This is a genomic window from Pseudomonas sp. P1.8, assembly GCF_001269805.1.
Classification (GTDB): Bacteria; Pseudomonadota; Gammaproteobacteria; order Pseudomonadales; family Pseudomonadaceae; genus Aquipseudomonas.
Genome location: NZ_LHVM01000014.1, coordinates 68,153 through 81,015, shown reverse-complemented (window position 1 = coordinate 81,015; position 12,863 = coordinate 68,153). Strand labels below are relative to the sequence as shown.

The following is a 12,863-nucleotide window of genomic DNA, read 5'->3' as shown; positions in this document are numbered from 1 at the left end:
TACGGAGAATCACCATGAAACCTTCGATGGCAATCAAGCCTCTGGTTTTCGCAATTGCTGCGGTCATGGCTGTTGCTGTACAAGCTGGGCAAAACGATAGGCGCGACCATGGCCACCATAATGGCAATGGAAATGGCAATGGCAATGGCAATGGCGGTGGGCAACAACAAACCCCTCCTCCTCCAACAAGAATCAACGTCAACGCAACGGCCAATGCGAACGATACGCAACGCAACACCGGCAATACCATCCGCAACGAAGGCACTCAGAACTCAGCCGAGATGAGTAGCTCTGCGACTGGCACCAGCGGCAACGTCGGCGTCAACGTGGCTGCAGGCGCGGGCAACCAACAGGACAACGCCGCTGCCATTGCGAACGCTGGCTCCGATCCTAGTCAGGATAATGCCTTCGTGTTTGGCACGGCCAACGCCACCTCCCAAGTAACGCAATTCAGCAACAGAAACCGGGTCGACAACTTCGGCAGCACTAACTCTGCCGTGATGAGTGGTTCGGGCAACAGCGGCAGCGGCAACATGGGTGTCAACATTGCTGGCGGTGACCTGAACCAGCAGAAAAACACCATGGCGATTGCCAACTCCAATGCGCCACTGGGTAGCGCAACGGCGACCGCCTCTGCCAACCAAAATGGCCCTGGCCTGGTCGTCAATAACAACGCCGATCGCACCTATCGTGTAGATACGATCACCGTTACCAACACCGCCACCGGTAACTTCTCTCGCGAAAGTGCGTTTGAACTCAGCGGCAGTCAAAGCGCTTCTTCGGGCTGGAACGCCGCGGGCGCCAAAAACTCCAGTGCCAGCGGATCCGCTAGCCTTGCTGTAAGCGGCGCCAACAGCAGCAGTGCGAGCGGTTCCAACAATAGTGCCTCGAGCAACACTCACAGCAGCAGTGCCAGCGGTTCTAACAGCAGTGCTTCGAGCGGCACCAACAGCAGCAGTGCCAGCGGTTCCAACAGCAGCAGTGCAAGCGGTTCTTCGAATGCTGCTTTGAACGCTTCGTTGAACGCTAGCCTGGACGCTTCGGCGGCGACTGCCAACTCCAATACCTTTGGCAATCGCACCCGCAGCAGCAGTTCCGAGGCATCTTTGAACGCTTCGCTGGGCGCAACGCTTGACGCATCGGTAAGCACTTCGTTTGATCGGGCCAACGACTCCGCGTTCGACAGAGCACGTGATTCCTCGTTCGACAGATCGCGCGAATCCTCGTACGACAGAAGCCGCGACTCCGCTTCCAGCAATACGCACGAATCGTCGTACGACCGCTCGAAAGACTCGTCCTTCGAAAAATCGCTCGATGCATCGTACGAGAAAGCGAATGCCTCCGCGTACGAAAAATCGGGCAGCAAATCGTCCGAGTCTGAGTTCGCCAAAGCAGGAGGCTTCAGTGAAAGCAGCGCTTATGATTTGAGCACCAGCTACTCTTATCAAGTGCTGACTCCAACTGGCTGGGCCAACCCTGTGACCAACACTGCAACCCTCAGCGGTTCGGTGAATGGCGGCAGTGGCAACCTGGGTGTCAACGTAGCGGCTGGTGTGGGCAACCAACAAAGCAACTCGCTGGCCATTTCCAATCAGTCGTTCTAATGCTGTCTGTGGAGGCCCCCTTCCTGGGGGCCTTTTTCAACACAAACAAAAGGCATCCGCCCATGCGCATCATCGCCTTGGCATTTTTGCTTTGCGTGGCCAGTGTGGTCGAGGCTGCACAAATGCCACTGTCCGTCCTGCCGGGCGGCGCTGTGGTGTACAAGCCGATCCAGAGCATACGCGAGCGTAAATTTTCCGACCTGGTGCAACAGAAAACCGACTTCAGTTGCGGCGCGGCTGCGCTGGCGACCGTATTGCGCCAAGCCTATTGGCTTGACGTCGACGAAGAACAGATCATTGAAGGCATGCTGGCACACTCAGATCATGATCTGGTCCGTGTCCAGGGCTTTTCCATGCTCGACATGAAGCGTTATGTGGAAAGCATCGGCATGCGTGCCCGTGGCTACCGGGTAGCGCCACAAACGTTGAACGAAATCAAAATTCCGGTCGTGGTACTTCTGGACATCCGTGGCTACAAACATTTTGTAGTCATGCAAAGAGTCCATAACGACTGGGTCTACATCGGGGATCCGGTCCTCGGTCATAAACGCTACAAAGTCCAAGACTTTGTCAAAGGCTGGAACGGTATCGTCTTTGCCGTCATCGGCCAGGGCTACGACAAGAACAATGCGTTGCTCGACCCGCCCCTGCCACTGACCGCCAGGAACCGCGTCAACGCTTTCAGCCCGGTGCAAGACTCAGAGTTGATGGACTTCGGATTCATCCAAAGCGACTTTTTCTAATAATAAGGAGCACGACGCTCCGGGAGCATTCAATGAAGACTCCAATCTGGCTAGCCTTAATCTGCGCGGCCGCCAGCCTGCCGATCCATGCAGAAACGTTGAAACCCATTGAGCTGAACGATCAGGAACTGTCACTCCTGCGCGGCCGCTATGTCATGCCGGGACGGATTATCAGCTTCGGCATCGCCATGACCAGCACCTGGCAAAATGCCAACGGTGAAGTGATCGGGGCTACGTCCTCGATGCAAATTCAACAATCGACCATCAAGCCCCAGTTCTATGTGTCGATGATCGACGAAAAAACCAATGGCTCAGCGCGCTCGCAAGGTCCCGTTACGGGCACAGGTACCGTTACTGGCGGCAGCGGCCTCAATACCACCGAAGGCGTCACACAAGTGGTGCGCGCTGCCGGTGACAACAACATTGCCTACAACGATGTTGATATCAACGTCACAAAGGCCAGCCAAGCGCCAGCGGTACAACCGCAGGGTCAGGCATTGACCTCAAACTCGACGCTGGTCGGCGCCAATGGCGCGGGCTCGCTGAGCGTTTCTTCGACCGGTACCGGCGTGCAACTCAACATCGTCGCCAACAACAATCAGGGCAGCACCGTACAACGCCTGGCCCAGGGTGGGCTGATGCAGAACACGACGTTGCTCGGCGGTGGCAACCAGGTCCGCAACCTTACGTCCCTCAACGTCGTGCTGCGTGACAACGTGCCGACCGGCGGATCGCTGAACGGCAATCTGGACCAGCTTAGAGGTCTTCGCACTTCCGGATTCTGATCTACGCTCAGTCTCATCATATGTAGTCAGAAGGGACGGCTAACACATGCACCGATCTTTTACGTTCAGAGCTATCGTTTGTTTGAGTAGCCTGGCCCCGGCCACATTGCTTTACGCAGCAACGGACCCCCAGGTCGAAGCACTAAAACAAGAACTCATGGAGTTGAAACAGCGTTACGAAGCACAACAGAACGCGCTGATGGTACTTGAACAGCGCGTTCGGCAAGTCGAAGAGACACCTGCGACACCCGCTCCCAAACGCCTGACCAAATCCCCTGCCGAAACAACCGGAGGGGGCCAGGCGGTGGCCGCCGGTGCGCCGGGAACCACCGGCAGTTCATACGGCCAGTCGCTCAAGGATGATTCGGAACCGGCGCAAAGCGTTTCCAACCTGTACGACGAAGCGAGCGGCTTCTTCGGTGGCGGCAAGTTCAGCGTCGAAACCGGCCTGACCTACACGCATTACGATACTCGCGCGCTGACGCTCAATGGCTTCCTGGCGCTGGACTCTATTTTTCTGGGCAACATCAACCTCGACCGCATCAAGGCCGACAACTGGACGCTGGACCTGACCGCTCGCTACAACGTGGCGCAGCGTTGGCAGTTCGACATAAACGTCCCTGTGGTGTATCGCGAATCGACGTATTCCTCCGGCGGTGCCGGTGGTGCCGGTCCGGTCACGTCAGACGCAAGCGTTACCCGCGACCCGACCATCGGCGATGTGAACGTTGGCGTTGCCTACAAGTTCATGGATGAGTCGACCAATTGGCCCGACGCGGTCGCGACCCTGCGCGTCAAGGCGCCGACCGGTGATGACCCTTACGGCATCAAACTGGTGAGTGACCCGACCAACGACAACCTCGCGGTGCCCGAAGATTTGCCTACCGGCAATGGTGTCTGGGCGATCACCCCAGGTATCTCGCTGGTCAAGACCTTTGACCCTGCCGTGCTGTTCGGCAGCCTGGCCTACACCTTCAACATGGAAGACTCTTTCAGCGACATCAGCCCGCAGGTCAACTCCAAAGTGCCCGGGGACGTGAAGCTCGGCGACTCATGGCAGGTCGGCGCCGGCATTGCGTTCGCCTTGAACGAGAAGATGAGTATGTCGTTCTCGTTCACCGACCAGTTCGCCCGCAAGAGCAAGATCAAGCCGGACGGTGGCGAGTGGCAATCGATTTCCAACAGCGATTACAACTCGGCCAACTTCAACATCGGCATGACCCTGGCGGCCACCGACAACCTGACCATCGTTCCCAACCTGGCCATCGGCCTGACCGACGATTCGCCGGACTTTTCCTTCAGCCTGAAATTTCCATACTACTTCTAGTTCGGAACCCCAAAAAAAACCCGCTTTTGAGCGGGTTTTTTTATCCTCCAATCGTTCAACGTATCTGATGCTTGTGCAACAAACGGTAGAAGGTAGGCCGGGAAATCCCGAGCACTTTGGCCGCGATGCTCAAATTATCACTATGACGGTTGAGTACATCGCACAAAGCCTGCCTCTCTGCCCGGTGTTTATAGTCTTCCAGCGTACCAATCGGCGTGGCAACCGCCTGATGGCTGATCAGCCCCAAGTCTCGTGCTTCGATCTGACGGCCTTCGGCCAGCACCAACCCCCGACGGACGCGGTTGGCCAGCTCGCGAACATTACCCGGCCACTCTTGCTTGGCCATGGCAAGCAACGCGTCCTCACTGAAGCTGCGCGGACGGCGCCCGGTTTCATGACTGTAGAAATGGGAAAAATGGTTGGCCAGCATTAACAGATCACCATTGCGCTCACGCAGGGGTGCGGTCGCAACCTGCAACACGTTCAGGCGATAGTACAGATCTTCGCGGAAGCATTTTTTCGCGATCGCGGCCTCCAGATCAACGTGAGTCGCGGCCAACACCCGCACATCCACGGGAATCGGTTGACTGCCACCCACCCGCTCGATGTGCTTGTCCTGGAGGAAACGCAGAAGATTGGCCTGCAGTTCCAGCGGCAGGTCGCCGATTTCATCGAGAAACAGTGTGCCGCCATTGGCCGCTTCAATCCGCCCGACCTTGCGCTGGTGCGCGCCGGTAAAAGCGCCTTTTTCATGACCAAACAGCTCGGACTGAATCAGATGTTCGGGAATCGCGCCGCAGTTGATCGCGACAAATGGTTTGTTGTGACGCTGGGACTGACGATGCAAGGTTCGCGCGACCAGTTCTTTACCGGTGCCGCTCTCACCCCGAATCAATACCGGAGATTCAGTGGGCGCCAGCTTGCTCAGCAGTTTACGCAATTCACGGATAGGCTTGCTGTCGCCCAACAACTCGTGCTCTGGCTGATCGATGTGAACCGTACCCTGCCCCCGCAACCGCGCCATCCCGAAGGCCCGGCCCAGTGTGACCTGTACCCGGGAGACATCGAATGGCAAGGTATGAAAATCGAAAAACCACTCGCAAACGAAATCCCCGACATTTTGCAGGCGCAAGACTTCCTGGTTAAGTACAGCGATCCACTCGGTATTACTCCGACTGATCAATTCTTTGACGGCATCCGGATGCTCGAGATGAAAGGGTTGCAGACGTAACAACCCTACGTCGCATGTGCGGTCGGCCGCGTGTTCCAGCGTACAGCTATCTACATCCCAACCCACCGAGCGTAATCCCGGTAACAAACGATGGCAGTCGTCGCAGGGATCCACTACTAACAAACGTCGTAATGCAGGCGCGTCGCTCATGACTGTTCCTTGGCGCCAAATTTTCGAAAATATATAAAAAACAGTCATTTGGCGGACCTGGCTGTAACGTTAGCAAGAATTTGACGGCGTCTTGTACCGTTTGACTATAGAGGTCTTACAAAAACAGTTATAAGAAATCAAAAAATGTTAGTTAGCTAAGTAGGTCCTTCCTTTCGTTTAGCTTTCACTATCAGCCCAATACCCTGATTAACGAAAGAAAGATGAAATTTCTTTAAATTATGTGTGACCCGCCCCCCGGTTGCGGGCATCAGTACAAGTAACCAGCCGAACGGTAAGCCCAACCGACGGCGCGGCACTGATTGGGCATACAGAGAGAAGACCCTATGAACGCCCCGCTCCGTATCAACGAAGCTCTTTTGATTGCCGACCGCGCATTTAAACCATTCAAATGCGTAGCCTGGGCTCCCCAGGACGGGAATGGCGAACTCACGCTAACGGTTATCGACCGCACGAGCACCAGCATCGGCCGCAAGCAGATCCCTAGTAGCGCCTACACCGATCCTGCGCAACTGGAGCACCTGCTGGAACAGGCTCGCGCCGAGTTAAGCGAAGAAGGATATACACTGCTGTCCTGGTCAATGCCGCACTAACTTGTCTTGCGGATTACTTTGGAGTAATCCGCAGCTTCCCTCTTCATTTATTAGCTGAGTTTTCAGCTATTGGTTCCCGTCTGATCGAAGTTTCGCAAACCTGCTTTCTTGGCAAGCTTGGCATTGGTTCGCAAAGACATTGTTGTGGCACACAACGACTCTCCGTCTGTTTGTTTCGACAGTTGTGCATCCGGTCATTCAAGGATTGAATGTTTTCCTTATAAGTCGCCACCAAACTTCCGGAACCTGGACGACTCGCAAGGAGATGCGTGCATGTCAATCCAGTCTGCTATTGCACTTCCGATCACACTTCAGAATGCCGGGCAACTCGATACAACCTTTGCCGGCAACGGCAGAACCCAGGTCTATTTCGCCGGCAGTCTATCCAGCATCGCCAATGGGGTCGCGATTGATGCACAAGGACGCCTGCTGGTGGCCGCGAAGGTCGGCATGCGGAACGGAAGCCATTTCGGCCTGGCCCGCTTGCTCGACGATGGTTCGGCGGATCTGTCGTTTGGCAAGCAAGGCAGTGTCATAGGGCAGTTCGAGGCGGGCTTCGAAGCCATGGGCGCCAAGGTTCATGTACTGCCTGACGGAAACCTTCTATTGGCCGGCCTGCAGTACGAAAACGCCCACCGTACACTCCCGGCCCTGGCATTGATCGATCAGCAGGGGTGCCTGGTACAGCGTTTTGGTGACAACGGCCGCCGTGTCGTGCGTTTGCCTGGCGGTCTTTCCCTGGGCATGCGCGATGCCTGGCTGCCACCAGGTGTACCTGGCGCAGAAGCCTGTGATGTTGGCGTTCAGGAAGACGGTCGAATCCTGCTGCTGGCCAACCATCACTTCGAATTGGCCGACCACGTCGGTCTGTTGATACGGCTCGACGTCGAAGGCTCGCTGGACAGTTCGTTCAATGGGCACGGGTTTGTCATCGTCAGGCACTTGTTGATGAATACCTGGCTCAGCAGTTTGCGGGTACAACACGACGGCCGAATTCTGGTCGCAGGTTCAATCAACTTTCCCCAGGAAGGCCTGCTGGCGCGTTACGACGCAGAGGGTCGCCTGGATGAGAGTTTCTCGGTGGATGGTTTCCTGACCTTCGAGGCGCAAGGTCACAGCGCGCAAGTCAGTCAGGTGGTGCAGCAGGATAACGGTGATGTGTTGTGTTTTGGCAGTAGCCGTGACCCGATGCACTGCCTCACGTTTAAAATTCACAGTAACGGTCGTGCTGACAACCATTGCAACGCCGGCCAGCCTCAGCGCCTGGAAATCGGCCACAGCGGCTGCCAGTGGACCTGCGCCCAAGTGCAACCGGACGGCACCGTATTGACGGCGGGATCCACCATTGGCGGTGTCGAGGCCGATTTCATTGTTGGTCGATACCTGCCCGACGGATTGCTCGATGGCGACTTTGGCGACGGCCGCGGCTGGACACGGACCCGTTTGGGCCGCAGCCTGGACACGGCCACCGCCATCACTGCGCAGGCCGACTCAAACATCGTGGTGGCCGGTTATTCCCTCGATGGCACCTACAAAGCTGTCATCGCACGTTTTTTTGGATAAATACCGACACTGCACGTTCGCTTGATCTTCTGAGCCGCTTGCGGCAACTTGCGCGCTTCTTAAACAAGGAGCAACCGATGTCCGGTTCAATGGCCCAGGCGTTCGCGCACAATTTTCTCGGGAACTCACCGCGCTGGTACAAGGCCTGTATCGTCGGCTTCCTGATCCTCAACGCCCTGGTACTGTGGACCGTTGGCCCGGTTGCTGCAGGTTGGCTGCTGGTGCTGGAGTTTATTTTCACCTTGGCCATGGCGCTCAAGTGTTATCCGTTGATGCCTGGCGGTCTGCTGTTGATTGAAGCCCTGCTGCTGAAGATGACGACGCCCCAGGCACTGTATGACGAACTGCTGCACAACTTTCCAGTGATCCTGCTGCTGATGTTCATGGTGGCCGGCATTTACTTCATGAAAGACCTGCTGCTGTACCTGTTTTCGCGTCTGCTGCTCGGGGTTCGCTCCAAGACGCTGCTGGCATTGATGTTCTGTTTCCTGTCCGCGTTCCTGTCGGCGTTTCTCGATGCCTTGACCGTAACCGCCGTAATCATCAGCGCCGGCGTGGGCTTCTACTCGGTGTATCACCGGGTCGCTTCGGGCAACGATCCGCGCCAGGACAGCGAGTACAGCGACGACCAGGAATTACCCACGCTGCATCATGGCGACCTCGAACAGTTCCGGGCATTCCTGCGCAGCCTGCTCATGCATGGCGCGGTAGGTACCGCGCTGGGCGGTGTCTGCACGTTGGTTGGCGAACCCCAAAACCTGCTGATCGGCCATGAGATGGGCTGGCACTTCTCCGAGTTCTTTTCCCAGGTTGCACCGGTTTCCCTTCCCGTACTCGCCGCCGGCCTGGTGACTTGCATCCTGCTGGAAAAATTGCGTTGGTTCGGTTACGGCACACTACTGCCTGACAACGTGCGGACAGTGCTGGGCAACTACGCGGCCGAAGACAATGCCGAACGCACTACACGCCAGCGAGCAGCGCTGATCGTGCAAGGTCTGGCGGCGTTGATACTGATTGCCTGCCTGGCGTTTCACATCGCTGAAGTAGGCCTGATCGGATTGATGGTGATCGTCCTCATCACCGCCTTCACCGGCATCACCGACGAACACCGCCTGGGCTCTGCATTCAAGGACGCCATGCCGTTCACTGCCTTGTTGGTGGTGTTTTTCGCCGTGGTGGCAGTCATTCACGATCAGCAACTGTTCACGCCCTTGATCCAGTGGGTACTGGCACTGCCGGCGGACCAGCAACCGGGCATGCTGTTTATCGCTAACGGCTTGCTGTCGGCCATCAGCGACAACGTGTTCGTGGCAACCATTTACATCACCGAAGTCAAGCGCGCCTTCCTGGCAGGTGAAATGACCCGCGAGCATTTCGAGACCCTGGCCATCGCCATCAATACCGGCACCAACCTGCCGAGCGTGGCGACGCCCAATGGTCAGGCGGCATTTCTGTTTTTGCTGACGTCGGCGATTGCACCACTGGTGCGTCTGTCTTATGGGCGGATGGTGTGGATGGCGCTGCCGTACACCGTGGTGATGGGTACATTGGGCTGGTATGCAGTGAGTTACTGGTTGTAACCCCCTCTAATTCAACGGTAGGAGCAAGCTTGCTCGCGATGGCGGCGGCACATTCAACATCATCGTTGACTGTCATTGCCACATCGCGAGCAAGCTCGCTTCTACAGGGGGATGGGTGTTATCCGAGCCGATGCCAGGCACGACCGTCACGAGCCAGCAACTCCTCACCGGCCCGGGGACCGTTTTCACCCGCCGCATAGCCCTGCACGCTGGAGTCCTGCTGCCAGGCGTCGAGAAACGGCTGAACGGCGCGCCAGCCGTTCTCGATGTTGTCGGCACGCTGGAACAGCGTCTGATCGCCCGTGAGGCAGTCGTAGATGAGGGTTTCGTAGCCGGTGGACGGCTGCATTTCGAAGAAGTCCTTGTAGGCAAAACCCAATTCGATGTTGTCCATCTTCAGGGCCTGGCCCGGCCGCTTGGCCAGCAGGTCAAACCACATGCCTTCGTTCGGCTGGATCTGGATGCGCAGATAGGTCGGTTGCAACTCATCCACCTCGGTATCGCGGAACTGCGCATACGGTGCCGGCTTGAAACAGATGACGATCTCGGTATCGCGCACACTCATGCGCTTGCCCGTGCGCAGGTAGAACGGTACGCCGACCCAGCGCCAGTTATCGATCATGACCTTCAGGGCCACATAGGTTTCGGTATTGCTGTCAGGCGCCACGTTGTTTTCCTGGCGATAGCCCGCCAGAGTTTTGCCATCGAGCCCTGCGGCGGTGTATTGCCCGCGCACTGAATTGGCCTTGGCCTCCTCGACCGACCAGGGACGAATCGCACCCACCACCTTGGCTTTTTCGCCACGCACCGCATCGGCGCCGAAAGCGGCAGGCGGCTCCATGGCCACCATCGCCAGCAACTGGAACAGGTGATTGGGCACCATGTCCCGCAATGCACCGGTGTGTTCGTAAAAACTGCCACGGGTTTCCACACCGACGGTTTCGGCGGCGGTGATCTGCACGTGGTCGATGTAATGGTTGTTCCAGAACGCCTCGAAAAGGCTGTTGGAAAACCGGCTGACCAAAATGTTCTGCACGGTTTCCTTGCCCAGATAGTGGTCGATTCGGTAGATCTGTTTCTCCGTCATTACCTTTAGCAAACAAGCATTCAAGGCTTCGGCCGTGTGCAGATCGGAGCCAAATGGTTTTTCGATCACCACCCTTCTGAAGGCTTCTGGGGTTTCCTCCAGCAAGCCTGCGCTGCCGAGACGGCGCACCACTTCACTGAAGAAACGCGGCGCGGTGGCCAGGTAGAACACCGCGTTACCGGTTCCGCTGTCGGCGATTTTTGCCGCCAGCGCTTGATAAGTGCTGTCGTCCAGAAAGTCGCCCTGGACGTAGCTGATACCCTTGGCGAGCTTGGCCCACACCGCCGGATCAAGGGCTTGATCGCCCTTGCCGGTCTTGGTGGCCACCTCGTTGCGAATGAAGTCTTCGAGCTTTTTCGCAAAGCCTTCATCACTGATGGCGTTGTGGTCAACGCCGATGATCCGCAGTCCATCCCCCAGCAAACCGTCGCGACTCAGGTTATACAGCGCCGGCATCAGCAAGCGCTTGACCAGGTCACCATGGGCGCCGAACAGGAACAGCGTGGTCGGCGGCGCGGGTTCAGGCCTGGATTTTCTGCGGATCGGGTGGGTCATTTTTTCGCGGTCTCCACGTGGCCGCCGAAGCCGAAGCGCTGGGCCGAGAGCACCTTGTCGCCAAAGGAGCCTTGGCCACGCGAACGGTAGCGGGAGAACAGCGAGTTAGACAGTACCGGCACCGGCACCGCTTGCTCCATGGCGGCTTCGATGGTCCATTGACCTTCACCGCTATCGGCCACGGAACCGGAGAAACCGTCTAGTTTCGGATCGCTGGCCAAGGCATCGGCCGTCAGGTCGAGCAACCACGAAGACACCACGCTGCCACGACGCCAGACTTCGGCGATGTCAGCCACGTTCAGGTCAAAACGCTGGTCTTGCGGCAGCTTTTCGCTGTTTTTGGTCTTGAGGATGTCGAAGCCCTCAGCGAAGGCCTGCATCATTCCGTACTCGATGCCGTTGTGGATCATCTTCACAAAATGCCCGGCGCCCGCTGGACCGGCATGGATGTAGCCACGCTCGGCACGATCGTCGTCGGATTTGCGGTCCTTGGTTCGAGGGATGTCGCCCATGCCCGGGGCCAGACTTTCAAACAGCGGGTCCAGACGCTTGACCGTCCCGGCGTCACCGCCAATCATCATGCAATAACCACGCTCCAGACCCCAGACGCCGCCGGACGTACCGACGTCGATGTAGTGCAGACCTTTTTCCGCGAGGGTTTTCGCCCGGCGAATGTCGTCCTTATAAAACGTGTTGCCACCGTCGATGATGGTGTCGCCGGCTTCGAGCAAAGTGCTCAAGGTGTCGATGGTCTCTTCCGTCGGCGCGCCGGCCGGCAGCATGACCCAGACAGCCCGCGGTGCGGTCAGACCGGCGACCAGGGCTGGCAGGTCTGGCGCACCGGTTGCGCCCTCGGCGGTCAGGGTTTCGATGAAGGCGGTATTGCGGTCATAAACAACGGTCGTGTGTCCGTTGAGCATCAGGCGCCGCGCAATATTGCCGCCCATACGGCCCAGTCCAATAATCCCGAGTTGCATGTGCTGATGCTCCCTACTACAAATAAAAGTGTGTCAAAAGGTATAGCCCAACGCGACTAATGAAGCTTAGTCCAGAGCGCCGGGATGAAGTTTCCGGGCATTGTGCCCGATTCAGACTGATAACGTCGGGAATCAAGCCCAAGACACAACGACATTGAAAAATAAAAAAGTTCCCTTCAGGGGCAAAAGAAATCAAAATTGGCGCCGATAGTAGTTCAACCGCTGATTTCGAGGCGGTTCTACAGTTGAGACACGCCATTTGCGAGGTGAGCAATGGGCACAGTACACACCGCACTGCCAGCACAAACCCTTTACGTCACCATCCGTCGCGATGAACTGCGCCAGTTGAAAGACGAGCGCGACCAGTTGAAGCAGGAACTGGCGCAATTGCGATTGCTGCTGCAAGGCAACCAAAACCAACCTGTAATTGTGATTCAAAGCGCCCCGCACGCCTGATCCCGCCGATTGATCCGGAAGCAGCCTACGCTGCTTCCCTCCTGCACCTGCGCTGCCGCTTACGGCAACTCACGAAATTTTTACATCTGTTTTCCGATACTTACGTGTTTATGGTCGTTCGTCTATCGTACGACCCCTATTCCTCGTCCGCGAATTTTAACGTCCGGCGGCGGAAGTATTTTCTCGGCTGGAGC

11 protein-coding genes are annotated in these 12,863 nt (G+C 57.1%); 8 read left to right on the top strand and 3 right to left on the bottom strand.

Going from position 1 to position 12,863, the window contains the following annotated elements:
* Positions 1-14 precede the first annotated feature (14 nt).
* The 4 genes from AD668_RS14880 to AD668_RS14865 all read left to right on the top strand — a co-directional run bounded on the left by AD668_RS14880 (position 15) and on the right by AD668_RS14865 (position 4,459).
* Positions 15-1,604, top strand: coding sequence for a hypothetical protein (locus tag AD668_RS14880; protein ID WP_053160024.1), 1,590 nt, complete (start codon positions 15-17; stop codon positions 1,602-1,604).
* Positions 1,605-1,666: 62 nt separating this feature from the next.
* Positions 1,667-2,347 (top strand): C39 family peptidase, encoded by a 681-nt coding sequence (locus AD668_RS14875; protein ID WP_053160022.1) that lies wholly within the window; start codon positions 1,667-1,669, stop codon positions 2,345-2,347.
* Between the two features lie 32 nt (positions 2,348-2,379).
* The gene (locus tag AD668_RS14870; RefSeq protein ID WP_053160020.1) at positions 2,380-3,132 is read left to right on the top strand and encodes a hypothetical protein; all 753 of its coding nucleotides are present in this window, start codon (positions 2,380-2,382) and stop codon (positions 3,130-3,132) included.
* Positions 3,133-3,178: 46 nt separating this feature from the next.
* Positions 3,179-4,459: a hypothetical protein gene (locus tag AD668_RS14865; RefSeq protein ID WP_053160018.1), complete on the top strand. Its 1,281-nt coding sequence runs from the start codon at positions 3,179-3,181 to the stop codon at positions 4,457-4,459.
* 55 nt (positions 4,460-4,514) lie between these two features.
* Here AD668_RS14865 and AD668_RS14860 read toward each other — a convergent pair whose 3' ends face one another.
* Positions 4,515-5,840 (bottom strand): sigma-54 dependent transcriptional regulator, encoded by a 1,326-nt coding sequence (locus AD668_RS14860; protein WP_053160016.1) that lies wholly within the window; start codon positions 5,838-5,840, stop codon positions 4,515-4,517.
* Positions 5,841-6,184: 344 nt separating this feature from the next.
* On the opposite strand from AD668_RS14860, the gene AD668_RS14855 reads away from it, so the two are divergent.
* The 3 genes from AD668_RS14855 (at position 6,185) to nhaB (ending at position 9,594) form a co-directional block, all read left to right on the top strand.
* Entirely contained in the window at positions 6,185-6,451 is a 267-nt protein-coding gene (locus AD668_RS14855; RefSeq protein ID WP_053160014.1) for a hypothetical protein, read from the top strand.
* A gap of 273 nt (positions 6,452-6,724) precedes the next feature.
* Positions 6,725-8,014, top strand: coding sequence for a hypothetical protein (locus AD668_RS14850; protein ID WP_053160012.1), 1,290 nt, complete (start codon positions 6,725-6,727; stop codon positions 8,012-8,014).
* A gap of 77 nt (positions 8,015-8,091) precedes the next feature.
* Positions 8,092-9,594 carry a sodium/proton antiporter NhaB gene (gene nhaB, locus AD668_RS14845; RefSeq protein WP_053160010.1) on the top strand — a complete coding sequence of 501 codons (1,503 nt, stop codon included), beginning with the start codon at positions 8,092-8,094 and terminating at the stop codon, positions 9,592-9,594.
* Between the two features lie 118 nt (positions 9,595-9,712).
* Here the strand turns inward: nhaB and zwf are convergent, their stop codons facing one another.
* On the bottom strand, positions 9,713-11,236 hold the full coding sequence (gene zwf / locus AD668_RS14840) for a glucose-6-phosphate dehydrogenase (RefSeq protein ID WP_053160008.1): 1,524 nt from the start codon (positions 11,234-11,236) through the stop codon (positions 9,713-9,715).
* Positions 11,233-12,213 (bottom strand): phosphogluconate dehydrogenase (NAD(+)-dependent, decarboxylating), encoded by a 981-nt coding sequence (gene gnd / locus AD668_RS14835; RefSeq protein WP_053160006.1) that lies wholly within the window; start codon positions 12,211-12,213, stop codon positions 11,233-11,235. Before gnd ends, zwf begins: the two co-directional genes overlap by 4 nt.
* Positions 12,214-12,486: 273 nt before the next feature.
* Here gnd and AD668_RS14830 point away from each other — a divergent pair, with 273 nt between their 5' ends.
* The gene (locus tag AD668_RS14830; protein WP_053160003.1) at positions 12,487-12,669 is read left to right on the top strand and encodes a DUF6026 family protein; all 183 of its coding nucleotides are present in this window, start codon (positions 12,487-12,489) and stop codon (positions 12,667-12,669) included.
* Positions 12,670-12,863 lie beyond the last annotated feature (194 nt).

Bases quoted from the DNA above. Each gene is read 5' to 3' on its own strand.
- AD668_RS14880 (WP_053160024.1), top strand. From the start codon at position 15: ATGAAACCTTCGATGGCAATCAAGCCTCTGGTTTTCGCAATTGCTGCG.
- AD668_RS14875 (WP_053160022.1), top strand. From the start codon at position 1,667: ATGCGCATCATCGCCTTGGCATTTTTGCTTTGCGTGGCCAGTGTGGTC.
- AD668_RS14870 (WP_053160020.1), top strand. From the start codon at position 2,380: ATGAAGACTCCAATCTGGCTAGCCTTAATCTGCGCGGCCGCCAGCCTG.
- AD668_RS14865 (WP_053160018.1), top strand. From the start codon at position 3,179: ATGCACCGATCTTTTACGTTCAGAGCTATCGTTTGTTTGAGTAGCCTG.
- AD668_RS14860 (WP_053160016.1), bottom strand. From the start codon at position 5,840: ATGAGCGACGCGCCTGCATTACGACGTTTGTTAGTAGTGGATCCCTGC.
- AD668_RS14855 (WP_053160014.1), top strand. From the start codon at position 6,185: ATGAACGCCCCGCTCCGTATCAACGAAGCTCTTTTGATTGCCGACCGC.
- AD668_RS14850 (WP_053160012.1), top strand. From the start codon at position 6,725: ATGTCAATCCAGTCTGCTATTGCACTTCCGATCACACTTCAGAATGCC.
- nhaB (WP_053160010.1), top strand. From the start codon at position 8,092: ATGTCCGGTTCAATGGCCCAGGCGTTCGCGCACAATTTTCTCGGGAAC.
- zwf (WP_053160008.1), bottom strand. From the start codon at position 11,236: ATGACCCACCCGATCCGCAGAAAATCCAGGCCTGAACCCGCGCCGCCG.
- gnd (WP_053160006.1), bottom strand. From the start codon at position 12,213: ATGCAACTCGGGATTATTGGACTGGGCCGTATGGGCGGCAATATTGCG.
- AD668_RS14830 (WP_053160003.1), top strand. From the start codon at position 12,487: ATGGGCACAGTACACACCGCACTGCCAGCACAAACCCTTTACGTCACC.